The sequence below is a fragment of the Rhodospirillales bacterium genome (assembly GCA_016699855.1).
Classification (GTDB): Bacteria; Pseudomonadota; Alphaproteobacteria; order Reyranellales; family Reyranellaceae.
Genome location: CP064988.1, coordinates 1,628,946 through 1,655,793, shown reverse-complemented (window position 1 = coordinate 1,655,793; position 26,848 = coordinate 1,628,946). Strand labels below are relative to the sequence as shown.

The following is a 26,848-nucleotide window of genomic DNA, read 5'->3' as shown; positions in this document are numbered from 1 at the left end:
GGACCGACCATGGCCGCTATGCAGGGGGGCTTCCTCCAGAACCTCGGCCGCGTGTACCTGATGTACACGGGCGGGTTCGTCTTTTTCACCGTCCTCATCGGCATCCTCGAGTATTTCGGGGTGCCGAACCGGATCCTCGGATACCTCTTCGTGTTCATGACCATCGGCGTCTACGCGCTGATCGGCGTCATGTCGCGCACCTCGGAGGTGTCGGAGTACTACGTCGCAGGCCGCGTCGTGCCGGCGTTCTACAACGGCATGGCGACAGGCGCCGACTGGATGAGCGCCGCCTCGTTCATCGGCATGGCCGGATCGCTCTACTTCGGCGGCTACGGCGGCCTCGCCTTCGTGCTGGGCTGGACCGGCGGCTACGTGCTGGTGTCGATCCTGATGGCGCCGTACCTGCGCAAGTTCGGCCAGTTCACGGTGCCGGACTTCTTCGGCGCCCGCTACGGCGGCAACGTCGTGCGCCTGCTGGCCGTCATCGTGCTGGTCGTCGCGTCGTTCACCTACGTCGTGGCCCAGATCGTCGGCGTCGGCATCATCACGTCGCGCTTCCTCGGCATCGGCTTCGAGATCGCCTGCTTCGTCGGCCTCGCCGGCATCCTGCTGTGCTCGCTGCTCGGCGGCATGAAGGCGGTCACCTGGACCCAGGTGGCCCAGTACATCATCCTGATCATCGCCTACCTGATCCCGGTCATGGTGATGTCGGCCAAGCTGACGGGCATCCCGATCCCGCAGCTCACCTACGGCATCGCGCTGGAGAAGATCGAGGCGCTCGAGAAGACGCTGCAGATCGCCCAGCCGCACGCGGCGGCGTTCGTCGACGCCAAGGGCGCCTTCAGCGCCACGGCGATGTGGAACTTCTTCGCGCTGATCCTCTGCCTGATGGTCGGCACCGCGTCGCTGCCGCACATCCTGATGCGCTACTTCACCACGCCGACCGTCAAGCAGGCGCGCGACTCGGTGGCGTGGTCGCTGTTCTTCATCTTCCTGCTCTACTTCACGGCGCCGGCCTACGCCGCCTTCGCGAAGCTGGAGGTCTACCAGAACGTGATCGGACAGCCGATCGCGAAGCTGCCGGCGTGGCTCGCGGAATGGGGCCGGGTCGGGGTGATCGGCGTCTGCGACGCGGCCAACGCGGCGGCGCAGTACGCGATGTGCAAGGGCGTCGCCGGCAACGCCGACGGCATCCTCCAGCTCAGCGAGTTCCGCATCCATCCCGACGCGGTCGTGCTCGCGACGCCGGAGATCGCCGGCCTGCCCTACGTGATCGCCGGCCTCGTGGCGGCGGGCGGCCTCGCCGCCGCGCTGTCGACCGCCGACGGTCTGCTGCTGGCTATCGCCAACGCGCTGAGCCACGACCTGTACTACAAGATGATCGACCCCAACGCGGACACCAAGCGCCGCCTCATCATCAGCCGCGTGCTGCTGATGTTCGTGGCGCTGATCGCGGCCTACGTGGCCGGGACGCTCGGGGCGGACATCCTGTTCCTCGTGTCCTGGGCGTTCTCCATCGCCGCCGCCGGCCTGTTCGCGGGCCTGGTGCTCGGCATCTGGTGGAAGCGCTGCGGCGACGCCGCCGGCATATGGGGCATCGTCGTCGGCTTCGGCCTGTGCATGTTCTTCCTGATCACGACCGAGTTCTACGGCCTGTGGGTCAAGAGCGCGCTGTCGTGGATGGGCGACATCCAGATGGTCAAGATCCGCGGCCGCGACGTCGCGTACATCTGGGGCATCAACAACATCTCGGTCGGCATCTTCGGCATCCCCGCGGCGTTCGTCGCCATGTGGATCGTCGGCATGGTGTCGAAGCCGGCGTCGAAGGAGATGCAGGAGTTCATCGACTCCATCCGCGTCCCCACCGGCGCGGTGACCGACATCGAGCGGGCCCGGGGCTGACGCTCCGGCCGGACGGCCCACGCAACCGAAGGGGCGGGGAGACCCGCCCCTTCGTCGTTTCCGCCGGCGGCGCCACGGCGCTTGCCCGGCGGCGTGAAACCGGATTTCACTACGCCCCCGCGCGGACAGGGCAGGCCACATGGGCTCCGGCGACTACATCCTCGGCTATCTGCCGTTCTGGATCCTGAACTACGGTCTGGCGATCGTGGTCTGGAGCTGCGTCGGGCGGTTCCTGCTCGGCTTCTTCATGCCGGCGATGCAGCCCGGAAACTACATCTGGCGCGCGTTCGTGGCGCTCACGGAGTGGCCGGTCAGGATCGTCGGCTTCATCACGCCGTCGATCGTGCGGCCGGTGTGGCTGCCGCTGCTGACGGCGATCTGGTTCTACTATCTGCGGATCGCGGCCTTCCTCGTCCTCGCCGGCGCCGGCATGGTGCCGCGCCTGCCGACGGGAGGTTGACCGTGGACCGCGCCAACCTGTTCGCGCTCACGCTCGCGATCTGCGTCGTCAACGGGATCTTCTCGCCCTTCGTGCAGCTCGTCGCGCGCGCCAGCCTGATCTGGGCGCCGACATGGCTGCCGGACGGCCCGGGCGCGCTGTTCTATCTCAGCAGCCTCGTCGTCTCGACCACGACGCTGATGGTCGCCGGCGTGCCGGCGGCCCTGCTCGAGCGCGTGGCGCCCGGGCTGCGCGGCTCCGCCGCGCCGATGTGGGTGTGGATCGCCGCCGCCCTGTTCCTGAGCGTCCCGGCGCTCGTGCGCATGCTGTTGATGTCCGGCGCCGTCGCCTGACGGCGGGGGCTGGTCCGGTGGCCGGCGCCCGCCTACGATCCGCGGGATCTCTCCGGACGTCCGCCGCGGCGCCGGGCCCGTTGCCGCGAGGGGATCGCGATGGACCGGATCGAGTATCTCGCCAACGTCTCGGTGCGCCGCGGCTGCGCCTTCGCCTGGCTGGGCGTCGTCACCGTGATGTTCGGCCTGTCCTACGACATCGTCCTGTGCCTGCGCTCGGGCGCGATCCTCGTGTCGCTGATCGCCGCCGGGCTGGGGCTGATGGCCCTGCGGGCCCGCGGCCGCAACCACCGCGCCACCGAGGTCTGGGCGATGCTCGACAACGGCGCGGATCTGCCGGAGGGCTACCCCGGCGGCGTCGTCAACGAGGCGCTGCGCCGGATCTACATCCGCTACGCCGACACGACGTCCGTGGTCGCGGCGGCGATGTGCCTCGCCGCGGTGGCCGCCGCCTTCGCGCGCGGCTGACCTGGCGCGCGCGGTAGGCCCGGCAGGATTCGAACCTGCGACATAACCGTTATGAGCGGTCCGTTCTAACCGCTGAACTACGGGCCCCCCGCGCGCGGCGCCGATGTAAGGGGAATCGCTCCGTTCCGGCAAGCGCCGGCGGCGGGCGGGCGTGGAAAGGGCCGCGCGGCTTCCGCCGGCGGCCCTCGTTCCGTTCCGCGCGGCGCGTCCGCGCCGGGCTCAGCCCTGGTCGAGGAAGCTGCGCAGCAGCCGCGAGCGGCTGGGATGCTTCAGCTTGCGCAGCGCCTTGGCCTCGATCTGCCGGATGCGCTCGCGGGTGACCGAGAACTGCTGGCCGACCTCCTCCAGCGTGTGGTCGGTGTTCATGCCGATGCCGAAGCGCATGCGCAGCACGCGCTCCTCGCGGGCGGTCAGCGTCGCCAGCACCTTGGTCGTGGTCTCGCGCAGATTGCCCTGGATGGCGGCGTCGAGCGGGATGACCGCGTTCTTGTCCTCGATGAAGTCGCCGAGGTGCGAATCCTCCTCGTCGCCGATCGGCGTCTCGAGGCTGATCGGCTCCTTGGCGATCTTCAGCACCTTGCGCACCTTCTCCAGCGGCATGCCGAGCTTCTCGGCCAGCTCCTCCGGCGTGGGCTCGCGGCCGATCTCGTGCAGCATCTGGCGGCTGGTGCGCACCAGCTTGTTGATCGTCTCGATCATGTGCACGGGGATGCGGATCGTGCGCGCCTGGTCGGCGATCGAGCGCGTGATCGCCTGGCGGATCCACCACGTGGCGTAGGTCGAGAACTTGTAGCCGCGGCGGTACTCGAACTTGTCGACCGCCTTCATCAGCCCGATGTTTCCCTCCTGGATCAGGTCGAGGAACTGCAGGCCGCGGTTGGTGTATTTCTTGGCGATGGAGATGACGAGGCGCAGGTTGGCCTCGACCATCTCCTTCTTGGCGCGGGTGGCCTCGCGCTCGCCCTCCTGCACCGTCTTGACGATGCGGCGGAACTCCGAGATCGGCAGGCCGGACTGGGCCGACAGCTCGGCGACCTCGGCGCGGGCGATGGCGATGTCGCCGGCGCGGCGGCGCGCCAGCTCCTTCCAGCCCTTGTTGGGCAGCTTCTGGACCTTGTCGAGCCAGTTCGGGTCGAGCTCGTGGCCGAGATAGGCCTGCAGGAACTCGTCGCGCCGGATGCGGAAGGCGTCGGCGTGGCGCAGCAGCTTGCCCTCCGCCATCATCAGCTTGCGGGCGGCCTCGTAGAGCTGGTCGCGCAGCTGCTCGATGCGGTTGTTGTTGAGATGGATGGTGCGCACCATCTCGACGATCTTCTTGCGGAAATGCTCGTAGCGGCGCTCGAACTCCGGCGACGGCTTGTGGCCGCGCTGCAGCGTCGAGAGGCGCCGGTTCTGCACCTTCGACATCTCGCCGTAGGTCTTGGCGATCTTCGACAGGGTCTTGAGGACCTCGGGCTTGAGCTTCTCCTCCATCGCCGACAGCGGCACGTTGGCGGCGTCGTCCTCCTCGACGCCCTCCACGGCCTCGCCGCCGGCCTCGCCCTCGACGGCGGCCGGCGCGACGCGCGGCGGCATCGGCGGCCGGGGGCCCGGCGGCCTGGGCGGCTGGCCGGGAACGGCACCCGGCGCGCCCTCGACCTTGGCGCCCTCGGCGCCGGGGGCGCCGCCGTAGGTCGCCTCGAGGTCGATGATGTCGCGCAGCAGGATGCGGTTCTCGTTGAGCGCGTCGCGCCACTCCAGCAGCGCCTTGATGGTCAGCGGCCCCTCGCAGATGGCGCCGATCATCTTCTCCTGGCCGGCCTCGATGCGCTTGGCGATCGCGATCTCGCCCTCGCGGCTGAGCAGCTCGACGCTGCCCATCTCGCGCAGGTACATGCGCACGGGATCGTCCGTGCGGCCGAAATCCTCCTCCTCGTCCTCGCCCGAGGCGGGCGCCGCGACCTTGCCGTCGGTCGGCGTGCCGTTGGCGGCCGGCTTCTCCTCGCCGCCGTCCTCGGTGTCCTCGGCGTCGACCAGCGTGATGCCCATCTCGGACATCATCGCCATCGTGTCCTCGATCTGCTCCGAGGTCACGTCGTCGGGCGGCAGCGCGGCGGCCAGCTCGTTGACCGTGACGTAGCCGCGCTCCTTGCCCTTCTGCACCAGCTTCTTCAGGCCGGCGCCGAGCGAGTCGAGCAGCGGCGAGTCGATGGAGTCCTCGGGTTTCTCGGGAGCTTCGGCGGCGGTCGCCGGCTTGGTCGCCATCGGTTCTATTCCCAGGTTCGCGGGGGCGGGAAAGGGCGCCGTCCGGCCGGGGCGCGGGACCCGGACAGGACAAAAAGCCCGTCGCCGGGGGAGCGACAGGCCAGCGGTATATAGCGACGCCGTCCGCGCGCTGCCAGTGAAAAACCCGCCGGAGCGCGTTGGATCGCGGGGCGGGCGGGCGCGGCGGCCCCGGATCGCGGATGTCGCGCCCGTTGATCGCGGCGCGGCCGGGGTCTAAAGCCGCGCCGGAGACGTTCCAGCGCCCGCGAGGCCCGACCATGACGCTCGACGATCTGACCCGCGTCTACGAGACCCGCGCCGTCCGCGCCTACGGCTTGGAGGGCGTCAGCCAGCTCGAACACGCGCTGCAATCGGCCCATCTGGCGCGCCGGGCCGGCAAATCCGACGCCCTGGTGGTCGCGTGTCTGCTGCACGATGTCGGCAATCTGGTGCACGACCTCGGTGAGAATCCGGCCGCCGAGGGCGTCGACGACCGCCACGAGGCGCTGGGCGCCGAATGGCTGGCGACGTGGTTCCCGGCCGAGGTGGTCGATCCCGTCCGTCTGCATGTCGCGGCCAAGCGCTACCTCGTCGCCGCCGATCCGACCTACGCCGGGCGTTTGTCCGCCGATTCGGTGCTGAGCCTGCGCCTGCAGGGCGGGCCGATGGACGCGGTCGAGCGGGCGGCGTTCGAGGCCGAGCCGTTCTGGCGCGACGCGATCACCCTGCGTCGGTTCGACGAGGAGGCCAAGATCCCGGGAGCGGAGACGCCCTCATTCCGGGATTTCCTGCCGGTGATCGCCGCCTGTGCGCGGTGCGCCTAGCACCAAATCGTCCGTCCGTTTTCGCAAAAACATTGCCGCGTTGGAATAAAATCAATAATCGATCACTTTTTGTGGTCTCGCGGGGACTTCCGTGGCCTTTCCGCACCGCAAGTGCGACACTGCCGCCAGAAGACGATCTGAAGGCGACGCTCCACCCATGCTTGCGGAGGTTACATGTCCACCGAGCAGGATCCCCTGAAGAAATTGGCGCAACAGGGCGTCGCACCGAAGCTGATGCAAAACCTGATGAAGCAGTTCGGGGGCATCGAGAAGAACATCAATAGTCCCGTGCAAAAGATCATCGAGGCAATGGAGCGGAACCAGGCCGTGAAGGCCGAGCAGTTCCGCAACATTATGATCCAGAACCACTACAACATCATGTCCGCCGGCGAGGCGGCGATGGCCGGCCAGAAGCCGCAGGGCGGCTCCGGCTCCGGCGCCGGCGGGTGGTCGCCCTCGTCCGGCGGCGGCCTGTCGAAGCCCCAAACCAATCCATCCGGCGGACAGTCGACGACGATCCGCATGGGCTCCAGCGGACCGCGCGTGGCCTACTGCCAGAACATCCTCAACGTCCGCATGGGACCGCCGCCGCTCTGGGTCGACGGCGTCTTCGGTGCGAAGACCGACGCGCGCGTGAAGCAGTTCCAGGCGTCGCGCGGCCTCGCCGTCGACGGCATCGTCGGCCCCATGACGTGGGCCGCGCTCCACGTCGGCCCCACGCCGAAGTTCTGAGGCCGCGCCTCAGACCTTGATCCACGTCTCCGAGAACGCCAGCATCGCGGTCGAGATCGCGTTGCCGGCGACCTCGCGCGGCGCCGGCTTGCCGGGGATCGACTTGCCGTTGACCGTGATGGTGGCGTCGGCGCAGCCCACGAATAGGCTGGGCATGTGGTGCCGGCCGGTGGCCGATTTGTCCGGCGGCAGCGCGAAGCAGAACGGCGCGCCGAGGCCGGTCCATTCCATCTTCACGGTCAGATCGCCGGCCTTCACCGTCTCGCTATAGGCGCTCGACGGATCGCCGCCGCTCTCGACGCTGTCGAGTCTGCGGTAGGCCAGCGACGCCATGCCGGGCAGGCCCTTCCAGGCGCCGAAATTCGACACGAAATCGCTGACGAGGTAGCGCGCCAGCTTCTCGTTGTCGTGCAGCACGACGTTCGAGCGCTCGGCCGGCGGATTGGCGTCCTGCGGCGAGCGCATCAGCACCAGCGCATGGCCCCGCCCGTGCGGCGACAGCACGACGCGGAAGAAGCTCGCCAATGTCGTGAATGCGCCGTCGGGCCGCTCCTTGAGCGAGATGCCGGGATTCTCGCCCGACCATTCGACGGTGCCGGGGAACAAGATCGGATCGGCCATGGCGGACTCCTGCGGGTTCGGATCGACGGACCATCGTAGCCGATGTCCGCCGATGGGGAAGGGCTGCGAAAGCGCTAGCCGCGGTCGGCGCCGCGGAAGCTACGGGCGAGGTGCAGCCCGACGGACATCGCGCGCTCCAGCGCCTCGCTGGAGTCGTCGTCGCCGGCTTGGCCGGCCAGGCGCGTCCGTTCCGCCGCGTCGGCCAGCTTGTCGCGGTGCATCTCGGCCATGGCGGCCCATTTCTCGATGAACTCGGCGTCGTCGAGCGCGCGCCCGCGACCGCCCATCCAGTCGCGCGCCGCGGTCTGCGCGCGGGCGGCGGCGACGCGGGCGTCCGCCGGCAGCGCGTCCGTCGCCAGCGGCTCCGGCGGCGTCTCGGCGGCGGGCGCGATCAGCCCGTCGTAGGCGTCGACCAGCGCGGCGCGCAATTCGGCCGCCTCGGCGGAATCCAGCGGCAGGTCGACCAGTTCGTCGAGCCTGGGCGCCATCGCGCGGGGCCGCAGCAGGAACGCGCCGAGCAGGCGTTGTTCGCGCCGCGCCACGTCCTGGTCGGCGCTGCCGGCCGCCGCCGCCGAGCCGGGCGCGAACCATTGCGGTTCGGCCGGCGCCCCGAAGCGGCCGGCGCCCGGCCCGCGCGCGAACGGCCGCGCCGGCAGATGGCGCCGGGCGCCGACATAGACGCCGGGCGCGCCACCTTGCGGCGCCGGGCCGCCGCGGCCGCCGCGCCGCGATTGCCACAGGCGTTCGCGGATCGTGTCGCGGTAGTAGCCGCGCACCGTCTCGTCGGCGATCTCCGCGACGCGTCGTTGGAGCGCCTGCTCGATCTTGGCGCGGCGCTCCGGCGTGTCGACCGGCCGGCCGTCGGTCTCCAACTCCCACACCATCTCGACCAGCGGCCGCGCCGCGGCGAGACAGGCGTCGAACGCCGGCCGTCCGGCGCGGCGGATCAGGCTGTCGGGATCCTCGCCGGTCGGCAGCGCGATGAAGCGCAGGCTCTTGCCGGGCTTGAGCAGCGGAAGGGCGCGCTCGGCGGCCCGAAGGGCAGCGCGGCGGCCGGCGTTGTCGCCGTCGAAACAGAGATAGGGCTCGTCCGCCAGCTTCCACAGGATCGCGAGCTGACCCTCGGTCAGCGCCGTGCCCAGCGGCGCCACCGCGCCGTCGAACCCCGCGAGCTGCAGCGCGATGGCGTCCATGTAGCCTTCGGCGACGATCACCGGCTTGTCGCGGCCGGCCGCCTCGCGCGCGAAGTGCAGGCAGTAGAGGTTGTCGCCCTTGTGGAACAGCGCCGTCTCCGGCGAGTTCAGGTACTTCGGCTCGCCGTCGCCGATGACGCGGCCGCCGAACGCGATCACGCGTCCGCGCCGGTCGTGGATCGGGAACATCACGCGGCCGCGGAAGCGGTCGTAGGGCGCCCGCCCGCCCTCGTCCGGCACGATCACGAGGCCCGCTTCGACGAGCTGTTCATCCGAGGCGTCGGCGTCGCGCTTCAGCGCCGCCATCAACGCCTCGCGGTTGTCGGGCGCGAAGCCCAGCCGGAAGCGCGCGATGGCGTCGTCCGACAAGCCGCGGCGGCGCAGGTAGTCGAGACCGGCCTTGCCGTGCGGCATGCGGAGCTGCTGCTCGAACCAGCGCGCCGCCGCCTCGGTGACGGAATGCAGCGTGGCGGCGACGCGGGCGCGCTCGCGCTCCTGCGGCGTCGCCACCGGCACCTGCAGGCCGGCCTCGCCCGCCAGCTTCTCGATCGCCTCGAGGAACTGGAGGTTGTCGATCCGCATGGTGAAGCCGATGGCGTCGCCATGGGCGCCGCAGCCGAAGCAGTGGAAGAAGTTCTTCTGGTCGTTGACCCAGAAGCTCGGCGTCTTCTCGTTGTGGAACGGGCACAGGCCGGCGTGCTCGCGGCCCTTGCGCTTGAGCGCGACCCGGCGTCCGACCAGCTCGGAGAGCGTGATGCGGTTGCGCAGTTCCTCGATGAATTCCGGCGGGAAGGCCATGGCGCACCATAGGCGCTCGAGGCCGCCGGCGCACGCCGTACGGTGGGCGAATAGCGGGGACTGAATCGGCGGGAACGAGCGGGCTCCGCGGCCACCGCGCGATTTAGCCACCGCGCTTCCGCGCTACTCCGCGCCGGCGCAGTCCCGGCGCTCCCAGCAGCGCTGGCGCCAATCGTCCGGATGCACCGGGGCGGCCGACGCCCACAGACCGCGCCGGGCGCGTCGCGCCTCGCCTTCAGCCGCCGGGCTTTCGGGGTCGCGGACCCAGGCCGCCCGGCGCGGCAGCATCGCCCAACCACCGCGGAGTTGCTCGAGGTTGGCGTTCACCGCGCCTACGAACACGTGGCACACGGCGCGATCGTAGCGGTCGCGCTCGTAGCATTCCGCGCGCACCGCACGGCCGAGCGGAAGCAGCTGGCGCAACGCCGTACGCGCGTGGCGCGCGCCGGGCTGGCCCGGCCGCTCCGGTCCGTGGCCGGTCTCCGGCGCGTCGATATCGGAGAAGCGAAGGGCGACAACGGCGCCGTCGGCGAGCCGGATCTCGGCGGTATCGCCATCGTTGACCCGCGCGACGCGGCCGGCGAGGCGGAAGCGCACGAGGGCTTCGCGGCTAGCCGGGATGCCGGCGGCGATCATCCCGCCGCGTGGTCGAACGTCCCCGACGACGATCTCTTGGCTGGTCGGGGTGGCGGTTTCGGAGGCCGCGCACGCGGCGAGCACCAAGGCGATCAGCGCGAGGGCGGCGGTGCGGACGCCTGACCTCGTCACGCCGGCGGCCCCGACGCGGCGGCGACTCAGCCGCCGAGCAGCTTCTTCGCGGTGGCGCTGGCCTTGGCGAAATCCATCTGGCCCGCGAGATTGGCCTTCAGCCACGCCATCACCGGACCCATGCCCTTGACGCCGCTGGCGCCGGTCTCGGCGATGGCCTTGCGGATCGCCGCCTCGATGCCGGAATCGTCGAGCTGCTGCGGCATGAAGCGCCGGATCACCGCGATCTCGGCGGTCTCCTTGTCGGCGAGGTCCTGCCGGTTGCCTTGCTGGTAGGCGGCAACGCTCTCCTGCCGCTGTTTCACCATGCCGGACAGCATCTGCAGCAGATCGGCGTCCGGGACGCCGTCCTTGTTGCCCTTGGTGCGCGCCTCGATGTCCCATTCCTTCATCTTGGCGATCATCAGCCGGATGGTGGAGACGGCGGCCGCGTCCTTGGCGCGCATCGCGTCCTTGAGCGCTTCGGTGAACTGGTCGCGCAGCATGGCGGGCCTCGAACGGGAGCGGGGCGGCGGAAACGCCGTATCTATGCCGGAAAGGACGCACCATAGTCGCCCCCGGCGCGCCGGGCAATGAAAATAACCCATTGAAATCGCCCGATTTTTCCTCCCCAGCACGGGGTTGACGCGTCACCGGCCGAACATTACAAAGCGCCGGATTTCGTGGTCGTCGGCGTGTCGCGCGCGGGGGGCCCAACCGACCGGACCAAACCCATGGCCTCCTCCTCCTCGACCGGCGCCCCTTCGGCCGCCGCGACTCGGGTCGCGCCCGCGCAGCCGAAAGGCGCGACCGCCGCCCTCGTTCTGGCGGATGGATCGGTGTTCTGGGGGCGCGGCATCGGGGCGGCCGCCTCGGCGGTGGGCGAGGTCTGCTTCAACACCTCGATGACCGGCTACCAGGAGATCATGACCGATCCGTCCTACGCCGGTCAGATCATCACGTTCACCTTCCCGCATATCGGCAACGTCGGCACGAACGACGAGGACATCGAGACCATCACGCCGGCGGCGCGCGGCGCGGTGCTGCGCGAGGACATCACCGAGCCGGCGAGCTGGCGCGCGACGCGCCACCTCGACGCGTGGCTGAAATCGCACCGGCTGCCCGGCGTCTGCGGCGTCGACACGCGGCAGATCACGCGGCGCATCCGCGACGGCGGCGCGCCCAACGGCGTCGTCGTCCACGCGCCGGACGGCAGGATCGGCGTTTCCGCGCTGGTCAAGAAGGCCGCGGCCTGGCCCGGCCTCGAGGGCATGGACCTCGCCAAGGACGTGACCACGCGCCAGACCTATTCCTGGGACGAGACCACCTGGACGCTGGGCAAGGGCTACGGCAAGCAGACCGCGCCGACGCTGCACGTCGTCGCCGTCGACTACGGCGCCAAGCGCAACATCCTGCGCTGCCTCGCGGCCGCCGGCTGCAAGGTCACGGTGGTGCCGGCGACGGCCACGGCCGAGGACGTGCTGCGGCACAAGCCGGACGGTGTGTTCCTGTCCAACGGTCCCGGCGATCCGGCGGCCACCGGAATCTACTCCGTGCCGACGATCCAGGGCGTGCTCGCCGCCGGGGTGCCGCTGTTCGGCATCTGCCTCGGACACCAGATGCTGGCGCTGGCGATCGGCGGCAGGACGGCGAAGATGGCCAAGGGCCACCGCGGCGCCAACCAGCCGGTCAAGGACCTGACCACAGGCAAGGTCGAGATCACCAGCCAGAACCACGGCTTCGAGGTGCTGCCGGAGACCCTGCCGGCCAACGCCGAGGTCACGCACGTCTCGCTGTTCGACGGCAGCAACGAGGGGCTGCGGCTGACCGACAAGCCGGCCTTCTCGGTGCAGTACCACCCCGAGGCGTCGCCCGGCCCGGAGGACAGCCACTACCTGTTCGACCGCTTCGTCGAGATGATCGCGGCCACCAAGACAAAGAAGAAGTGAGGCGCCCGCGATGCCGAAGCGCACCGACATAAAATCCATCCTCGTGATCGGCGCCGGGCCGATCGTGATCGGGCAGGCCTGCGAGTTCGACTATTCCGGCGTGCAGGCGTGCAAGGCGCTGAAGGCCGAGGGCTACCGGGTGATCCTGGTGAACTCGAACCCGGCCACCATCATGACCGACCCCGGTCTGGCGGACGCCACCTACATCGAGCCGATCACGCCCGACATGGTGGCGCGCATCATCGAGAAGGAGCGGCCCGACGCGGTGCTGCCGACGATGGGCGGCCAGACGGCGCTCAACACCGCGATGGCGCTGCACCGCGACGGCCGGCTGGCGAAGTACGGCGTCGAGCTGATCGGCGCCAACGCCGAGGCTATCGACAAGGCCGAGGACCGTCTGCTGTTCCGCGACGCCATGACGAAGATCGGGCTGGAGTCGCCGAAGAGCCAGATCGTCCACGACCGCGAGGAGGCGGTGAAGGCGCTGGAGGCGGTCGGCCTGCCGGCGATCATCCGGCCCAGCTTCACGCTCGGCGGCACCGGCGGCGGCATCGCCTACAACCGCGACGAATATTTCGAGATCGTGCAGAGCGGGCTCGAGGCGTCGCCGACCACCGAGGTGCTGGTCGAGGAATCCGTGCTCGGCTGGAAGGAGTACGAGATGGAGGTCGTGCGCGACCGCGCCGACAACTGCATCATCATCTGCTCGATCGAGAACGTCGATCCGATGGGTATCCACACGGGCGACTCGGTCACGGTGGCGCCGGCGCTGACCTTGACCGACAAGGAATACCAGATCATGCGCAACGCCTCGATCGCGACGCTGCGCGAGATCGGGGTCGACACCGGCGGATCGAACGTCCAGTTCGCGATCGATCCCAAGACCGGCCGCATGGTCGTGATCGAGATGAACCCGCGGGTGTCGCGCAGCTCGGCGCTGGCGTCGAAGGCCACCGGATTCCCGATCGCCAAGGTCGCCGCCCGGCTGGCGGTGGGATACACGCTCGACGAGCTCGCCAACGACATCACCGGCGTCACGCCGGCCTCGTTCGAGCCGACCATCGACTACGTCGTCACCAAGATCCCGCGCTTCGCGTTCGAGAAGTTCCCCGGCGCCGATCCGTACCTCACGACCTCGATGAAGAGCGTCGGCGAGGCGATGTCGATCGGCCGCAATTTCCAGGAGTCGCTGCAGAAGGCGCTGCGCTCGATGGAGACCGGGCTGACCGGGCTCAACGAGATCGAGATCCCCGGCGCGCCGGCCCGCGCGGCGCTGGTCGCGGCGCTCGCCAAGCCGACGCCGGACCGCGTGCTGACCATCGCCCAGGCGTTCCGCCACGGCCTGTCGGTAGACGATGTGGCGCAGGCCTGCCGCTACGAGCCGTGGTTCCTGCGCCAGATCGAGGAGCTGGTGCGGGCCGAGGACGAGGTCCGCAAGGCCGGTTTGCCCAAGGACCGGCAGGGCCTGCTGCGCCTCAAGAAGATGGGCTTCTCCGACGACCGGCTGGCCGAGCTGGCGGGCGGCACGCCTGAAGGGCGGCGACGTGACGGCGCTGCGGATCAAGCTCGACGTGCGGCCGGTCTACAAGCGCATCGACACCTGCGCCGCCGAGTTCGAATCGCGCACGCCCTACCTCTACTCCTGCTACGAGGGCGACGGCGTGCAGACGCCGGAGTGCGAGGCCAACGTCAGCGACCGGCGCAAGATCATCATCCTCGGCGGCGGTCCGAACCGCATCGGGCAGGGCATCGAGTTCGACTATTGCTGCGTGCACGCCGCCTACGCGCTGCGCGAGGCCGGCATCGAGACCATCATGGTCAACTGCAACCCGGAGACGGTGTCGACCGACTACGACACCAGCGACCGGCTCTATTTCGAGCCGCTGACCGCCGAGGACGTGGTCGAGCTGGTGCGCAAGGAGCAGGCGCGCGGCGAGGTGCTCGGTCTGATCGTGCAGTTCGGCGGCCAGACGCCGCTGAAGCTGGCCAAGCCGCTGGAGGCCGCCGGCATCCCGATCCTCGGCACCACGCCCGACGCCATCGACCTGGCCGAGGACCGCGAGCGGTTCCAGAAGCTGCTGCACAAGCTCAAGCTCCTGCAGCCGGAGAACGGCACGGCGACGTCGCAGAAGCAGGCGATCGAGATCGCCGAGCGCATCGGCTATCCGGTTGTGATCCGGCCGTCCTACGTGCTCGGCGGCCGCGCCATGCGCATCGTGCACGACCGCGAGGGGCTCGAGCGCTACATGCGCGAGGCCGTGAAGGTCTCCGGCAGCAATCCCGTGCTGATCGACACCTACCTGACCGACGCCATCGAGGTCGACGTCGACGCGCTGTGCGACGGCCAGAACGGCGTGTTCGTCGCCGGCATCATGGAGCACATCGAGGAGGCCGGCGTGCACTCCGGCGACTCCGCCTGCTCGCTGCCGCCGTATTCGCTGGCCAGGAAGGTGGTGCAGGAGATCGAGCGCCAGACCGTGGCCATGGCCCAGGCGCTCAAGGTCGTCGGTCTGATGAACGTGCAGTACGCCGTCAAGGACGGCGTGGTCTACGTGCTGGAGGTCAATCCGCGCGCCTCGCGCACCGTGCCGTTCGTCGCCAAGGCCACCGGCCTGCCGATCGCCAAATACGCCTCCCGCCTGATGGCCGGCGAGACGCTGAAGGACCTCGACCTCAGGTCGGCGTCGGTCGGCAGGCACATCTGCGTCAAGGAGGCGGTGTTCCCCTTCGCGCGCTTCCCCGGCGTCGACGTCACGCTCGGACCGGAGATGCGCTCGACCGGCGAGGTCATGGGCATCGACAGCGATTTCGGCCGCGCCTTCGCCAAGTCGCAGCTCGGCAGCGGCACCAAGGTGCCGACCGAGGGCACCGTGTTCATCTCCGTGCGCGACACCGACAAGCCGGGCATCGTCGGCGCGGCGCGCAAGCTGGCGGGGCTGGGCTTCCGCATCGTCGCCACCGGCGGCACGGCCGACTACCTGCGCGGCAAGGGCGTCGAGACCACGCGCATCAACAAGGTGCTGGAAGGCCGGCCGCACATCGTCGATCTGATCAAGGACGGCGGCGTGCACCTCGTGTTCAACACCACCGAGGGCGCCCAGGCGACGGCCGACAGCTTCACGCTGCGGCGCGCGTCGCTGATGAACAAGCTGCCGTACTACACGACGGCCGCCGGCGCGCGCGCCGCCGTCGAGGGCATCGCCGCCGCCAAGGCCGGCGCGCTCGACGTGGCGCCGTTGCAATCGTTCTTCAAACGCTCGTTCTGACCACCCGCCGCGGCCGGGCGGCGCATGCCAGACGCGCGAAGCCGCCGCTGGTGGCGGCCCCGCGCGCCGGGATAATGGCGGCGCACGATCGGGAAAGGGTTCCACGTTGACGGCGGGACGGGCGGGCGCGCGGCTCGCGGGGTTGCCTGCGACGTTGCGCGGCATGTTGTGGATGGCGGCCAGCGGCGCGCTGTTCACCTTCCTGAACACCATCATGAAGTGGCTGACGCACGACGGGCTCGACCCGTGGCTGGTCGGCTTCCTGCGCTACCTGTTCGGCTTCCTCGTGTTCGTGCCGATGATGTTCCGCATCGGGCTGGCGCGCAGCATGACGCGCGCGCCGGGGCTCCAGGCGCTGCGCGCGGTGTTCCACTGCGGTGGCCTGCTGCTTTGGTTCTACGCGCTGCCGATGGTCACGATGACCGAGATGACGGCCATGAGCTTCACCGGCCCCATCTTCATGTGCCTCGGCGCGGTCCTCGTGCTGGGCGAGCGGATGAGTCTGGCGCGCTGGGGCGCCGTCCTCATGGGTTTCGTCGGCGTCATCATCGTGCTGCACCCCTGGAGCGGCGTCGAGCTGTCGGGCATGAGCGTCGGCAACGCGGTCATGCTGCTCGCGGCGCCGGTGTTCGCGGCCTCGTTCATCACCGCGAAGGTGCTGACCCGGCACGACTCCACCGAGATCGTCGTGCTGTGGCAGCATCTCCTCGTGGCCGTGTTCAGCCTGCCGTTCGCGCTGTTCGTCTGGAAGTGGCCGACGCTGGAGCAGTGGCTGTGGTTCATCGTCTGCGGCGTTCTGGGCGCCGGCGGCCACTACTGCGTCACCCGGGCCCTCAAGGCGACCGACGTCTCCGTCATCCAGCCGGTGCGCTTCCTCGATCTGCTGTGGGCGTCGCTCGGCGGCTTCCTGGTGTTCAGCGCGGTCCCCGAATCGTGGACCTTGATCGGCGGCGCGGTGATTTTCTCGGCCACGCTATGGCTGGCGCGGCACGAGGCGTTGCTGGCGCGGGCGCGCCGGAACGCGGCCGCCGCGCCGCCCGCCGCGAAGCCGGCGGAATGACCGCCGTCTCGACCCCGGCGGCGGCGCCATGATCGCCGGGGCGTTCGCCGCGTTCGAGCGCCTCGTGCCCTCGCCGACGTTGCGCGGCCTGGTCCTCGCCGTCGTCTCCGGTGTCTTCTTCCAGTGCCTCAACGGCACGGTGAAACACCTCGTCGTCGAACTGCCGCCGATGATGGTGTCGTGGAGCCGCTGGACCGCGGGGCTGCTGATGATCCTGCCGTTCATGCTGGCGTCCGGCGGTGTCGCCGGGCTGCGCACGACGCAGCTGCCATGGCACGGGCTGCGAGCGGCGTTCCACACCTGTGGCTACTACCTCTGGTACACGGCCGTGGTGACGATCACCCTGGCCGAGACGGCGGCGCTGGGCTTCAGCGGCCCGATCTTCGTCGCGGTCGGCGCCGCGCTGTTTCTGGGCGAGAAGGTGCGGGCGCGGCGCTGGGCCGCCGTCGTGATCGGCTTCGCCGGCGTGCTGGTGATCGTGCGCCCGGGATTCGCCGAGGTGAGCATGGGCACGCTGATCATGCTGGCCTCGGTGCCGGTGATCGCCGGCTCCAACCTGGTCGCCAAGAAGCTGACGGCGAAGGAAGGGCCGCGCTCGATCGTGTTCTGGCAGAGCGTGCTGGCCGTGGTCTGCTTCTTCCCGCTGGCGCTGTGGGACTGGCAGACGCCGACTTGGACGCAGCTCGGCTGGCTGGTGGTCGCGGGGCTGTTCGGCCAGCTCGGCTACCTCACGATGACCACCGCCTACAAGCTGGCCGACATCTCGGCGGTGCAGCCGATCATGTTCCTCGGCATCGTCTGGGCGGCGCTGTTCGACCACTTCCTGTTCGGCCGGAACGCCGACTGGGAGACCTTCGCCGGCGCCGCGATCATCGTCGCCAGCACGAGCTACCTCGCGCACCGCGAGGCGGTGGCCGCCCGCGGGGAGCGAGCGCGCCGCGCCTAGCCGTTGAGGCCGCGCACGGCCTTGCCGATGATCTCGTCGGCGCGGGCCCAGACGAGCTCCGCCCACTTGTCGCCGGCGGGATAGAACCGCTCCTGCGTGTAGGCCTTGAATTCGCGGCCCTGCGCCGACGCGACGTCGCCGTGGTGGTGCAGCCAGTTGTCGCGCCGCACCGCCTCCAGCACCTCGGGCACGGGGTAGGTGCCGTATTCCAGCGCGATGCCCGTGAACTCGGCGTCGGGCGCCTCCTGCGGGAAGGCGTCGATCACCACGCCGGTGACCACGGCCGAGCTCGACGTGCCGCCCTCGGGCGAGGTGACCTCGTCGCCCCACCATGCCCGCGCGCGGTTGAGGATCGGCGAGCCGGGATCGCCGATGCCGATGATCTCGCCGTGGCCGAACGGCCCCAGTCCGGTGTGGAAATCGACGCAGCCGATGCGCTTCGCCGCGCCGAGCTCGCGGCGGATGACCTTGCGGATGGTGCGGTTCGACCAGGTCGGCTTTGCGCCGCCGTAGAACAAACCGTCGCGGTGGGTGTACTGACCGCCGGTCACGGCGCCCTGGAAGCCGAACGCGCCGTGCTTCTGGGTGTATGCGTCGATCACGCGCTGCGCCGCCGCCAGCGACGCGTCGTCCCACACTGCGGGCTTCAGCGCGTCGGCCAGCTCGGCGTAGCCGTCGTTGCGCGGCGGCGGCTTGCCGTGGTCGATGAAGTTTCGGTTGAGGTCGACGTTGTCCTCGTTGACGCGGCGGATCCAGGCGAAGCCGTGTGGATTGACGCCGTGGATCAGCAGCGCGCCGGTGCCGCGCGGCAGCCGCGACGGCCCGCCGGCGCGCAGCCAGTTGACCATCGCGCCGGAGCCGCAGAAGCCCTCGACGCCGTGCGTGGCGGCCATCAGCACCAGCATGTTCGGCGCGCCCTCGTCGCCGAAGCGGACGGTGTCCATGAACAGCCGGCCGCCGTCGGGCCCGCGCGTCGGGTTCTCGTAGGATCGGAAGCGGCCGCCCTGCGCCGCCGCCGCGGCGCAGAACTTCACGCGCGCGTCGGGATAGTCCCGCGCGAAGCCGTCGGCGATGGCGCTCATGACTCGGTTCCCGGATCGTCTATGCTGGCCGCATCGTAGCGCGAATCGGGGATCGGACCATGGGGTTGCTGACGGTCGCGACGGCGCAGGAGATGCTGACGCCGGGCGGCCATTTTCCGGCCTGGGTGTGCGACCTCGGCCTGCGCGTCGAGGCGGTCTCCAAGGACGGCGTGCGCGCGCGTCTACCGCGCTCCGTCCATATCCAGCGGCCCGGCGGCGTGCTGCTGGGCCAGGCGCTGATGGCCGCCGCCGACACGCTGCTGGTGCTGACCTTCGCCGAGGCGCTGGGACGCCTGCCGTCGATGGCGACGATCAGCCTGACCACCAACTTCATGCGCGCCGCCGTCGACCGCGATGTCATCGCCGAGGCCCGCGCGCTCAAGCTCGGCCGCTCCACGGTGTTCGGCGAGGTGGTGTTCTTCGCCGACGGCGATCCGGCGCCGATCGCGCAATCCACCGCGGCCTTCGCCGTGCTCCCCGACGGCAATCCGAAATTCTCGGTGGTCGGCACGACGCAGGCGTGACTTCAATGACGACAGGGGAGTCACGGCGCCGCCCACCCCCTCTCCTCCATTTCGTGGCGGAGAGGGACTTGAGTGGCGCGCCGCCGTCACTCCCGCATGGCGCGGGTGCGTTTGGCGGCGGGGCGGTCCCAGCAGCGCTGGAGCCAGTCCGCGACCCTCGGGCGCGCCGACAGGTCCATCGCCAGCGCCCGGTACATCGTCGCCGCGGCGTTGAGATCGGCGACGGTGAAGCGGTCGGGCTCGCCGATCCACGGCGCGCCGCCGAGATGGGCCTCGAGCGCCGATAGCGGTCGGTCGAGCCGCAGGAGCGCCGCGGCGGCCGTGGCGCGGTCGCGCTCGGCGGGCGGCAGGACGAAGCTGTGCCGCGCCCAGTCGATGATCGGCTGGTCGATCTCGGTGACGGCCCAGAAGCTCCACTGCCAGGCGCGCGCCTCGCCCTCGAGCGAGGCCGGATACAGTGCCCCGCCGTATTTCTTCGCCAGGTAGAGGTTCACCGCCATCGACTCCCAGACGGTGAAGCCGCCGTCGTCGACGGTGGGCACGCGGCCGTTCGGATTGGCCGCGAGCAGCGCCGCCCTGAGGTCGCCGCCGGCGGTCGCGTCGACCGCCGCGATGTCGTAGGGACGGCCGAGCTCCTCGGCCATCCAGATCGCGCGCATCGCGCGGGTGCGCGCGGTGCCGTAGATCGTCAGGCGGTCGGACACCGCGCGGCGCTCAGTCCTCGGCCCGCGAGGCGCGCACGCGCCGGGTGCCCTGGTGCACCGGCTTGAGCGGATCCATCACGAATCGGATGCGCGGCAGGTCGGTATCGACCACGCAGGCCGTCGCCACGATCGGGTCGGCCGGCCGCAGGTCGCCGGCGTTCCACGCCGCCGCGTCGAACGCGCTCACCTCCGGACGGCCGCGCTCCGCCTTGTGGAACACGTATTTCGGATCGACCTGGATCAGCATCGGCGAGACGACACCGTCGAGCGGCGCGTTGGCCATCGTCACCCAGTTGATGAGCTGCACGTCCGATCCGGCGATCGCCTCGGGGTTCACCAGCGCGCAATCGAGCAGCGTGGCGCCGTCCTTGACGACGCTGCCGATCAGCCGGTCGTGCCGGCGGGTCAGCGACACTTTCGCGGCGGTCGCGGGGATCGCCCAGCCGGCGCTCAGTGCCGCCGCCGCCTCCGGCGAGCTGGCGTAGGCGCCCAGCACCAGCCCGCGGGGATGCGCCCCGGCGCGGCTGCCCAGCCGGACGGTCGCCAGCGTGAAGGCGCCGACCGGACTCTCGGGGAAGCGCGTGACGCTGATCGCGAGGTACGACGGCACGGCGGGGTGCATCGCCCGGGGCAGCAGCCTGTCGGCCGCCGCCCGCGACGTCTCGACGAGGAGCTGCATGGTCTCCGCGCCGGGCAGCGCCCACGCCTCGGCGTCGAGATGCGGCAGCGTCGGCAGGCGTGCCGCGATGGTGGCGAGGTCGAGCTGGCCATACTGCGGCATCGCCTAGGCTCCGGCGGCGGCCGACGCGAGCGCCGGCGCGGGTTTCTTGGCGAACGCCGGCATCACCTCCTTGGCGAACAGGCGCAGGCTGGCGAGCACCTGTTCCTGCGGGATGACCTCGTTGCAGTTCAGGATGAAGTTGATGCGGTCGACGCCGATCGCCTCCCAGCGCTTGACGGCGCGGATGATGCGCTCGGGGTTGCCGAAGGCCAGGCCCTCGGCCTGCTCGTTGGTGGCGTCGGGACCGGTGGCGGCGCGGCGCAGCTGCGGCAGCAGGCCGAGCGACGGATACGAGCGCGACGCGAACACCTCGCGCGTCGAGATCAGCTGGGCGGCGAGGTAGTTGAACGTGTCGCCGAGCTTGCGGCCCATGGCGACGCCCTGCTCGTTGTCCTCGTGGCAGAACAGGAAGTTGGTGGTGTCGACGCGCTCGTTGACGAAGGCGCCGACCGGATCGCAGAGCTGGATGCGCCGGCGGTACTCGCTGATCTTCTTCTCCTGCTCGGCGAAACCGGAGAAGGTCAGGCCGAGGCTGCCCAGGCCGCGGTCGGCGGCGTCGAGCTCGGTGCCGGGGCTGGTGACGGCGACCCACATCGGCGGATGGGGACGCTGGTAGGGCTTCGGCAGGATCGTGCGCTCGGGCATCGACCAGAACTCGCCCTGGTAGGAGAACGTCTCCTGCGTCCACATCTTCGGCAGGCAGCGGACGAACTCGTCCCACGACTTCTTGGTGTCGTCGGGGTTCGCGCGGAAGCCGCCCAGCTCGGTCCACGTGGCCGAGCGGCCGGTGCCGACCTCCAGCCGTCCGCCCGACAGGATGTCGAGCGTGGCGGTCTTCTCGGCGATCTTGATGGGGTGGTTGAACTCCGGCACGCAGACCACGATGCCGTGGCCGACGCGGATGTTCTTGGTGACCATCGCGCAGGCCGTGAGGAACAGCTCCGGCGCCGAGCAGTGCGAGTACTCCTCGAGGAAGTGGTGCTCGACCGCCCAGACCTGCTCGAAGCCCAGCTCGTCGGCGAGCTTCACCTGCTCGAGGCAGTTCATGTAGACCTCGCGCTCGCGCTCGCGCGTCCACGGCCGCGGGATGGAGATCTCGTAGAAAATCCCGAACTTCATGGCGGTCCTCCCGTCCGGTCGCCGCCGGATCTGGTGCGAGCATAGGCGCCCCGCGGCGGACGCTTCAAGGCCGGTACCGCGCAGGCCTGCTTGGCGCTAATGTCGCGCCGAGGAGTACCCCATGCACCCCACGGATTCGCATCGACTTCACGCGCACCTGATCGGCCAGCAGGGCTCGCGCGGCCTTCTGAACACGCCGTCGCTGGCGCTCGACATCGAGCGGCTGGAGCGCAACATCGCCGCGATGGCGGCGTTCGCGGCGACGCACGGCGTCAAGCTGCGGCCGCACGCCAAGACCCACAAATGCGCGGAGATCGCGCGACGCCAGATCGCCGCCGGCGCGCTCGGCAATTGCTGCGCCAAGCTCGGCGAGGCCGAGGCGTTGACGGATGGCGGCATCGGCGGGTTGCTGATCACCTCGCCGGTGGTCCCGGCGCCCGGCATCGAGCGGCTGATCGCGCTCAACGCCCGCGCCATCGGCTTGATGGTCGTGGTCGACCATCCCGACAACGTCGAGGCGCTCGCGGCGGCGGCGAAGAGGTCCGGGAAGGCGCTCGCCGTGGTCATCGACATCGATCCGGGCATGCACCGCACCGGCGTGGCCTCGCCCGAGGCGGTCCTCGCGCTGGCCAAGCGCATCGCCGGGCACGCCTCGCTAACCTACGCCGGCGTGCAGTTCTACTGCGGCCGCCACCAGCACATCGAGGACTACGCCGAACGGAAGAAGCAGATCGAGGAGCGCACGGCGTACCTGAAGGGCATCGTCGCGTCGCTCGACGCCGCCGGCCTGAAGCCGGGGATCGTCACCGGCTCGGGAACCGGCACCCACCGCATCGACGCGCGGCTCGGCGTCTTCACCGAGTTCCAGGTCGGCTCCTACGTGTTCATGGACCACCAGTACAACATCTGCGACATCACCGGAGACGGCGCGCCGGGTTACGAGCAGTCCCTGCAGATCGACGCCCGGGTGGTCAGCCGCAACACCCAGGGGATGGCGACGATGGACGCCGGACTCAAGGCGATGGCGACCGAATCCGGACCGCCGACGATCCTCGACGGCGCCGTCCCCGGCAGCAAGACGCGGTTCATGGGCGACGAGCACTGCGCGGTGATCGCGCCGGAGGGCGCCGAGGCGCCGGCGCACGGCGCGCGGGTCACGCTGGTGCCGCCGCATTGCGATCCGACGGTCAACCTCTACGACGCCTACCACGTCGTGCGCGACGGGACCCTCGTCGACATCTGGACGATCGACGCCCGCGGACGCAGCCGCTGAACGGTCGCGGCTACAGCCGCGTGACGTGGGCGGAGACGCAGAGCCAGACTCCGCCCTGGCGTACCCAGACGTCGGTGTAGCGGCCGCCGCCGGCGCGGCCATCGGCGTGCGCGTAGCGCGTGCGGGCGTGGATGATGGCGGTGTCGCCGAACATCCGGATCTCGACGTCCTCCGCCACCAGGCCGGAGATGGTCACCGGCTTCGCGGTCTGCGCCAGGAAGCCGGCGCGGTCGAGCAGCGAGCCGTCGGGATTCGAGCAGCGGAAGTCGGCGGCGAGGATCTCGTCGAAGCGCCCGACGTCGCCGTTCTGGACGGACGAGATGTAGTCGCGGTTGAGCGCGACGAGCTGGTCGTGGTCGGACTGCGCTGTCATGGCGTCGGGCACGACGTCCTCCGTGTCCATCGGGCGCCGGTCTCGGTGTCGATGCGCGCCTCCAGCCCGTGCACTGTACCTTGTCCGACGGGCGATGTAAGCGGGCCCGAGCCGGCGGCCGGTGGACGTCCGCTCGATCCCGCCCGACCGCCAGCACCCTAGATCAGCGGCGCGCCGTTCCATCGGCGCGACAGCGCGATCGTCGCGAGCAGGCTGACGCCCGCCAGCGCCGCCATGGCGAAGAACGCGTCGCCGCCGAACCGGGCGTAGAGCGCGCCCGAGAGCTGGAACACCACGGCGATGACGAGGCCGCTCGCCAGCCCGTAGTACAGACTCTGCGCCAGCGGCATCGCGTGGGTCGGGACCGCCTGGCGCAGGAACGCCATGGCGGCGAGGTGCGTGGCGCCGAAGGTCAGCGCGTGCAGCGCCTGCAGTGCCACCAGCGCCGCGACTTCGGTGCCGAACCACGGCATCGCCGCCCAGCGCACCAGGGCGCCGCCCGCGCCGAGCGCCAGCATGCCGACGGCGCCGAAGCGCACCGTCAGCGCGCCGCCGACCATGAACAGGCCGATCTCGACCAGCACGCTCTCGCCCCATAGGAGGCTGATCACCACGTCGTCGATGCCGGCGTCGCGCCACGACAAGGTGCCGAAGCTGTAGAGCACGGCGTGGCTCGCCTGGCAGAAGCCGCTCGCGACCAGGAACAGCGCGAAGGACGGGTTGCGCAGCAGGTCGCGCGCCCGCGCTGTGCCGCGCTCGGCCGACGCGGTCTTCGCCGCCGGCATCGGCAGGAGCGCCACCGCGGGGATCGTCAGCGCCACGCCCAGTCCCAGCAGGTACAGCACCCACGGCGGTCCCCACCGGTCGACGGCGACGCCTGCCGCCAGCGCGCCGACGATGAATGTCACCGATCCCCACATGCGCACCCGCGCGTAGTCGATGCCGCCGGCGCGCGTCACGGCGACGGCGTTGCCGTCGCCCAGCGACAGCACGGGATGCCACATCGCGCCCCAGATCATGGTGACGACGAGGTTGGGCCAGAATCCCCACGAGAACTCGTAGGCCACGATCATCGCCAGCCCGCCGGCGAGCAGCGCCAGCATCAGACCGCGCGTACCGGCGAGGCGCTGCGCCAGCCAGCCCGCCGCGATGGTGGCGGCGACGGTGACGAACTGGCGCGCCATATAGATCGTGCCGATCTCGGCGTCGCCGACGCCGCGATCCTTGAGCCATACCGCCCAATAGCTCAGGGCCGCGCCGCCGGCGAAGAAATAGGCGCCGAAGAAGAACGCCAGCCGGGCCGGGACCATGCCGCCGTCGTCAGGCCGCGAACTCGGCGCGCACCCGCTCGGTGTGCTCGCCCAGCGCCGGCACCTTTCCCAGCTTCCGCACGTCGCCGTCGATGGTGGCGGCCAGCGCCGGCACGCTGACGTCGCCCGACGCGGCCGTGATCGTCGTGCGGCGGACCTGCGGATGGGCGCCGAGGTCCTTGACGGTGGAGACGCGCGCGTAGGCGATCTGCGCGGCCTCGAGCTTCGGCGTGATCGAGTCCCAGGTGTGGGCGTGGAACACGGCGGCGACGATGGCGTTGGTCTCGTCGCGGATGGCGTTGCGCGCGTTGTTGGTGGCGAAGCGCGGATCGTCGACCATGTCCGGCCGGTCGAGCACCTGGACGCACAGACGCGCCCACTCCTTGTCGTTCTGGATCGAGATCAGGATCGGCACGTCGTCGCCCGTCGGATAGACGCCGTAGGGCGCGATGAAGGGATGCGTCAGGCCCAGCCGCGGCCAGTCGTAGGAATTGTGCTCCCACGACATCAACGGGATCGCCATCCATTCCGCCATCGAGGAGAACAGCGACAGCTCGATGTGGCGGCCCTTGCCGGTGACGCCGCGCGCGATCAGCGCCTCGAGCACGGCGGCGTGCGCGTACATGCCGGTGCCGATGTCGGTGGCCGAGATGCCGACGCGGCCCGGCGCGTGCTGCGAGCCGGTGATGGAGGCCAGCCCCGACTCGGCCTGCACCAGCAGGTCGTAGGCCCGGCGGTGCTCGTAGGGTCCGAAATCGCCGTAGCCCGACACGTCGACCGTGACCAGGCGCGGATTGCGCGCCCGCATGGCCGCGGCGCCGAAGCCGGCGCGCGTCGCGGCGCCCGGCGCCAGGTTCTGGATCAGCACGTCGGCGCGGTCGATCATGCGGTGGAGCAGGGCGAGGTCGTCGGGCTTCTTGAAGTCGAGGCAGACCGATTCCTTGCCGCGGTTCAGGAACACGAAATACGCGCTCTCGCCGCGGATATGCGTGTCGTAGCCCCTGGCGAAATCCCCTTCCGGCCGCTCGATCTTGATGACCCGAGCGCCGGCGTCCGCCAGCCGCGCCGCGCAGTACGGCGCGGCGACGGCCTGCTCGACCGAGATCACGAGAACGCCGTCCAACGCGCCGGCCATGCCTTGCTCCAGATCCGTCCGCCCGGAAGCGGGCGCGGCGCAACATGCCGACGCGGCGGCGACGTGACAACAGCCGCCGGCGCAGAGCGGAGTAGCCCCGCGCGGCCTTCCGCGATCAGTGGCGCCAGCCGGTGTCGGTCTTGTCGAGCTTGCGGATCAGGGCGGCGAACTCGAGATCGCCGACCCCCGCGGACGACTCCATCTCGGAGAACCGGTCCATGTCGGCGCCGGATTTGCCCGCGAGGTTGTCGCCCATGACGTTGAGGGCGCCGGCGGCGGCCGCGTCGATCTGGATCTGGCAGGCGCGCTCCAGCCGGTACAGCCGCAGGAACGCCTCCGGCACCGAGCGGCCGGTGACCAGCAGACCGTGGTTGCGCAGCAGCATCGCCTGGTGGTCGCCGAGATTGGCCAGCAGCCGGCCGCGCTCGTCGAGGTCGAGGCTGGGGCCCTCGTAGTCGTGGGTCGCCAGCTTGCCGTGGAACGCCGTCGACACCATCGAGATCGGCAGCAGCCCGTCCTTCAGCGCGCACACCGCCATACCGGCGCGGGTGTGGGTGTGCATCACCACCTTGTGGCGCGCGGCGTGCGCCATGTGGATGGCGGAATGGATGACGAAGCCCGCGAAGTTGACGGGATGGGCCGAGGGCTCGACGACGTTGCCGTCCATGTCGATCTTCACGAGGTTCGACGCCGTGACCTCGTCGTAGTTCAGCCCGTAGGGGTTGATCAGGAAATGCGGCTTGTCGCCGGGCACCCGCGCGGTCAGATGGCCGTAGATCAGCTCGGTCCAGCCGAAATGGTCGACCAGCCGGTAGGCCGCCGCGAGCTGCCGGCGCAGCACCAGCTCGCCCTGCTCCGGCGGCAGCTCGTACACGTCGACGCCCGTCAGCGGCGGGTCGGCGATCGGCATGTCCATGGCGGGGTCCTCCGTGCGGGCGCGGGGCGGCGGGTGCCCTGACAGCGTATACCCGCCGCTCCCACCGGCAACAATTTCCGCGTGGTCGG

At 70.3% G+C, this 26,848-nt stretch carries 24 protein-coding genes, 1 tRNA gene and 1 pseudogene; 12 read left to right on the top strand and 14 right to left on the bottom strand.

Annotated features, from left to right (window positions below; all coding sequences use genetic code 11):
- Positions 1-9: 9 nt before the first annotated feature.
- The 4 genes from IPK81_07710 to IPK81_07695 all read left to right on the top strand — a co-directional run bounded on the left by IPK81_07710 (position 10) and on the right by IPK81_07695 (position 3,162).
- Positions 10-1,902, top strand: a complete 1,893-nt coding sequence (locus IPK81_07710) for a cation acetate symporter (GenBank protein QQS14057.1) — start codon at positions 10-12, stop codon at positions 1,900-1,902.
- Positions 1,903-2,041: 139 nt separating this feature from the next.
- Complete coding sequence (locus tag IPK81_07705; GenBank protein ID QQS14056.1) at positions 2,042-2,362, top strand: hypothetical protein; 321 nt, start codon at positions 2,042-2,044, stop codon at positions 2,360-2,362.
- A 2-nt stretch (positions 2,363-2,364) separates the two neighbouring features.
- A complete protein-coding gene (locus tag IPK81_07700) occupies positions 2,365-2,694 on the top strand; it encodes a hypothetical protein (protein QQS14055.1) in 330 nt (109 codons plus the stop codon).
- A gap of 99 nt (positions 2,695-2,793) precedes the next feature.
- Positions 2,794-3,162 carry a hypothetical protein gene (locus tag IPK81_07695; protein QQS14054.1) on the top strand — a complete coding sequence of 123 codons (369 nt, stop codon included), beginning with the start codon at positions 2,794-2,796 and terminating at the stop codon, positions 3,160-3,162.
- 14 nt (positions 3,163-3,176) lie between these two features.
- Here IPK81_07695 and IPK81_07690 read toward each other — a convergent pair.
- Positions 3,177-3,249: transfer RNA gene (locus IPK81_07690), tRNA-Met, on the bottom strand.
- Between the two features lie 132 nt (positions 3,250-3,381).
- Positions 3,382-5,406, bottom strand: a complete 2,025-nt coding sequence (gene rpoD, locus IPK81_07685) for an RNA polymerase sigma factor RpoD (protein ID QQS14053.1) — start codon at positions 5,404-5,406, stop codon at positions 3,382-3,384.
- A gap of 278 nt (positions 5,407-5,684) precedes the next feature.
- On the opposite strand from rpoD, the gene IPK81_07680 reads away from it, so the two are divergent.
- Positions 5,685-6,230: an HD domain-containing protein gene (locus IPK81_07680; GenBank protein QQS14052.1), complete on the top strand. Its 546-nt coding sequence runs from the start codon at positions 5,685-5,687 to the stop codon at positions 6,228-6,230.
- A gap of 246 nt (positions 6,231-6,476) precedes the next feature.
- Entirely contained in the window at positions 6,477-6,962 is a 486-nt protein-coding gene (locus IPK81_07675; GenBank protein ID QQS15001.1) for a peptidoglycan-binding protein, read from the top strand.
- A gap of 9 nt (positions 6,963-6,971) precedes the next feature.
- Here IPK81_07675 and IPK81_07670 read toward each other — a convergent pair whose 3' ends face one another.
- The 4 genes from IPK81_07670 to IPK81_07655 form a co-directional block, all read right to left on the bottom strand.
- Positions 6,972-7,583, bottom strand: coding sequence for a hypothetical protein (locus IPK81_07670; protein ID QQS14051.1), 612 nt, complete (start codon positions 7,581-7,583; stop codon positions 6,972-6,974).
- A gap of 74 nt (positions 7,584-7,657) precedes the next feature.
- Entirely contained in the window at positions 7,658-9,574 is a 1,917-nt protein-coding gene (locus IPK81_07665) for a DNA primase (protein QQS14050.1), read from the bottom strand.
- A 123-nt stretch (positions 9,575-9,697) separates the two neighbouring features.
- A complete protein-coding gene (locus IPK81_07660) occupies positions 9,698-10,297 on the bottom strand; it encodes a thermonuclease family protein (GenBank protein QQS14049.1) in 600 nt (199 codons plus the stop codon).
- Positions 10,298-10,368: 71 nt separating this feature from the next.
- The gene (locus IPK81_07655) at positions 10,369-10,827 is read right to left on the bottom strand and encodes a GatB/YqeY domain-containing protein (protein ID QQS14048.1); all 459 of its coding nucleotides are present in this window, start codon (positions 10,825-10,827) and stop codon (positions 10,369-10,371) included.
- A 228-nt stretch (positions 10,828-11,055) separates the two neighbouring features.
- On the opposite strand from IPK81_07655, the gene carA reads away from it, so the two are divergent.
- The 4 genes and pseudogenes from carA to IPK81_07635 all read left to right on the top strand — a co-directional run bounded on the left by carA (position 11,056) and on the right by IPK81_07635 (position 17,542).
- Positions 11,056-12,270 (top strand): glutamine-hydrolyzing carbamoyl-phosphate synthase small subunit, encoded by a 1,215-nt coding sequence (gene carA, locus IPK81_07650; GenBank protein ID QQS14047.1) that lies wholly within the window; start codon positions 11,056-11,058, stop codon positions 12,268-12,270.
- 10 nt (positions 12,271-12,280) lie between these two features.
- Positions 12,281-15,536: pseudogene (carB, locus tag IPK81_07645) on the top strand (carbamoyl-phosphate synthase large subunit).
- Positions 15,537-15,699: 163 nt separating this feature from the next.
- Positions 15,700-16,596: a DMT family transporter gene (locus IPK81_07640; GenBank protein QQS15000.1), complete on the top strand. Its 897-nt coding sequence runs from the start codon at positions 15,700-15,702 to the stop codon at positions 16,594-16,596.
- Between the two features lie 28 nt (positions 16,597-16,624).
- On the top strand, positions 16,625-17,542 hold the full coding sequence (locus IPK81_07635) for a DMT family transporter (protein ID QQS14046.1): 918 nt from the start codon (positions 16,625-16,627) through the stop codon (positions 17,540-17,542).
- Here the strand turns inward: IPK81_07635 and IPK81_07630 are convergent.
- Positions 17,539-18,624 (bottom strand): M14 family metallopeptidase, encoded by a 1,086-nt coding sequence (locus IPK81_07630; GenBank protein QQS14045.1) that lies wholly within the window; start codon positions 18,622-18,624, stop codon positions 17,539-17,541. The two genes, IPK81_07635 and IPK81_07630, sit on opposite strands and share 4 nt — an antisense overlap.
- A gap of 59 nt (positions 18,625-18,683) precedes the next feature.
- Between IPK81_07630 and IPK81_07625 the strand changes: the two genes are divergently transcribed.
- On the top strand, positions 18,684-19,148 hold the full coding sequence (locus IPK81_07625) for a PaaI family thioesterase (GenBank protein QQS14044.1): 465 nt from the start codon (positions 18,684-18,686) through the stop codon (positions 19,146-19,148).
- Between the two features lie 86 nt (positions 19,149-19,234).
- Here IPK81_07625 and IPK81_07620 read toward each other — a convergent pair whose 3' ends face one another.
- The 3 genes from IPK81_07620 to IPK81_07610 are packed head-to-tail and all read right to left on the bottom strand — an operon-like array spanning position 19,235 to position 21,752.
- The gene (locus tag IPK81_07620; GenBank protein QQS14043.1) at positions 19,235-19,852 is read right to left on the bottom strand and encodes a glutathione S-transferase family protein; all 618 of its coding nucleotides are present in this window, start codon (positions 19,850-19,852) and stop codon (positions 19,235-19,237) included.
- Between the two features lie 10 nt (positions 19,853-19,862).
- Positions 19,863-20,633, bottom strand: a complete 771-nt coding sequence (locus IPK81_07615; protein QQS14042.1) for an acetoacetate decarboxylase family protein — start codon at positions 20,631-20,633, stop codon at positions 19,863-19,865.
- Positions 20,634-20,636: 3 nt separating this feature from the next.
- Entirely contained in the window at positions 20,637-21,752 is a 1,116-nt protein-coding gene (locus tag IPK81_07610) for an LLM class flavin-dependent oxidoreductase (protein QQS14041.1), read from the bottom strand.
- Positions 21,753-21,873: 121 nt separating this feature from the next.
- Here IPK81_07610 and IPK81_07605 point away from each other — a divergent pair, with 121 nt between their 5' ends.
- Positions 21,874-23,025, top strand: a complete 1,152-nt coding sequence (locus IPK81_07605; GenBank protein ID QQS14040.1) for a DSD1 family PLP-dependent enzyme — start codon at positions 21,874-21,876, stop codon at positions 23,023-23,025.
- A 10-nt stretch (positions 23,026-23,035) separates the two neighbouring features.
- On the opposite strand, the gene IPK81_07600 is transcribed toward IPK81_07605, so the two are convergent.
- From IPK81_07600 to IPK81_07585, 4 genes are all read right to left on the bottom strand, one after another.
- The gene (locus IPK81_07600; GenBank protein ID QQS14999.1) at positions 23,036-23,398 is read right to left on the bottom strand and encodes a nuclear transport factor 2 family protein; all 363 of its coding nucleotides are present in this window, start codon (positions 23,396-23,398) and stop codon (positions 23,036-23,038) included.
- Between the two features lie 158 nt (positions 23,399-23,556).
- Positions 23,557-24,708: an MFS transporter gene (locus tag IPK81_07595; protein ID QQS14039.1), complete on the bottom strand. Its 1,152-nt coding sequence runs from the start codon at positions 24,706-24,708 to the stop codon at positions 23,557-23,559.
- Positions 24,709-24,718: 10 nt separating this feature from the next.
- Positions 24,719-25,843, bottom strand: a complete 1,125-nt coding sequence (locus IPK81_07590) for a CoA transferase (protein QQS14038.1) — start codon at positions 25,841-25,843, stop codon at positions 24,719-24,721.
- Positions 25,844-25,958: 115 nt separating this feature from the next.
- Positions 25,959-26,753: a class II aldolase/adducin family protein gene (locus tag IPK81_07585; protein QQS14998.1), complete on the bottom strand. Its 795-nt coding sequence runs from the start codon at positions 26,751-26,753 to the stop codon at positions 25,959-25,961.
- Between the last annotated feature and the right edge of the window lie 95 nt (positions 26,754-26,848).

Bases quoted from the DNA above. Each gene is read 5' to 3' on its own strand.
- IPK81_07670 (QQS14051.1), bottom strand. From the start codon at position 7,583: ATGGCCGATCCGATCTTGTTCCCCGGCACCGTCGAATGGTCGGGCGAG.
- IPK81_07630 (QQS14045.1), bottom strand. From the start codon at position 18,624: ATGAGCGCCATCGCCGACGGCTTCGCGCGGGACTATCCCGACGCGCGC.
- IPK81_07680 (QQS14052.1), top strand. From the start codon at position 5,685: ATGACGCTCGACGATCTGACCCGCGTCTACGAGACCCGCGCCGTCCGC.
- IPK81_07595 (QQS14039.1), bottom strand. From the start codon at position 24,708: ATGGTCCCGGCCCGGCTGGCGTTCTTCTTCGGCGCCTATTTCTTCGCC.
- IPK81_07665 (QQS14050.1), bottom strand. From the start codon at position 9,574: ATGGCCTTCCCGCCGGAATTCATCGAGGAACTGCGCAACCGCATCACG.
- IPK81_07615 (QQS14042.1), bottom strand. From the start codon at position 20,633: ATGCCGCAGTATGGCCAGCTCGACCTCGCCACCATCGCGGCACGCCTG.
- IPK81_07625 (QQS14044.1), top strand. From the start codon at position 18,684: ATGGGGTTGCTGACGGTCGCGACGGCGCAGGAGATGCTGACGCCGGGC.
- IPK81_07635 (QQS14046.1), top strand. From the start codon at position 16,625: ATGATCGCCGGGGCGTTCGCCGCGTTCGAGCGCCTCGTGCCCTCGCCG.
- IPK81_07590 (QQS14038.1), bottom strand. From the start codon at position 25,843: ATGGCCGGCGCGTTGGACGGCGTTCTCGTGATCTCGGTCGAGCAGGCC.
- IPK81_07705 (QQS14056.1), top strand. From the start codon at position 2,042: ATGGGCTCCGGCGACTACATCCTCGGCTATCTGCCGTTCTGGATCCTG.
- IPK81_07640 (QQS15000.1), top strand. From the start codon at position 15,700: ATGTTGTGGATGGCGGCCAGCGGCGCGCTGTTCACCTTCCTGAACACC.
- IPK81_07600 (QQS14999.1), bottom strand. From the start codon at position 23,398: ATGACAGCGCAGTCCGACCACGACCAGCTCGTCGCGCTCAACCGCGAC.
- IPK81_07610 (QQS14041.1), bottom strand. From the start codon at position 21,752: ATGAAGTTCGGGATTTTCTACGAGATCTCCATCCCGCGGCCGTGGACG.
- rpoD (QQS14053.1), bottom strand. From the start codon at position 5,406: ATGGCGACCAAGCCGGCGACCGCCGCCGAAGCTCCCGAGAAACCCGAG.
- IPK81_07655 (QQS14048.1), bottom strand. From the start codon at position 10,827: ATGCTGCGCGACCAGTTCACCGAAGCGCTCAAGGACGCGATGCGCGCC.
- IPK81_07695 (QQS14054.1), top strand. From the start codon at position 2,794: ATGGACCGGATCGAGTATCTCGCCAACGTCTCGGTGCGCCGCGGCTGC.
- IPK81_07605 (QQS14040.1), top strand. From the start codon at position 21,874: ATGCACCCCACGGATTCGCATCGACTTCACGCGCACCTGATCGGCCAG.
- IPK81_07585 (QQS14998.1), bottom strand. From the start codon at position 26,753: ATGCCGATCGCCGACCCGCCGCTGACGGGCGTCGACGTGTACGAGCTG.
- carA (QQS14047.1), top strand. From the start codon at position 11,056: ATGGCCTCCTCCTCCTCGACCGGCGCCCCTTCGGCCGCCGCGACTCGG.
- IPK81_07675 (QQS15001.1), top strand. From the start codon at position 6,477: ATGAAGCAGTTCGGGGGCATCGAGAAGAACATCAATAGTCCCGTGCAA.
- IPK81_07710 (QQS14057.1), top strand. From the start codon at position 10: ATGGCCGCTATGCAGGGGGGCTTCCTCCAGAACCTCGGCCGCGTGTAC.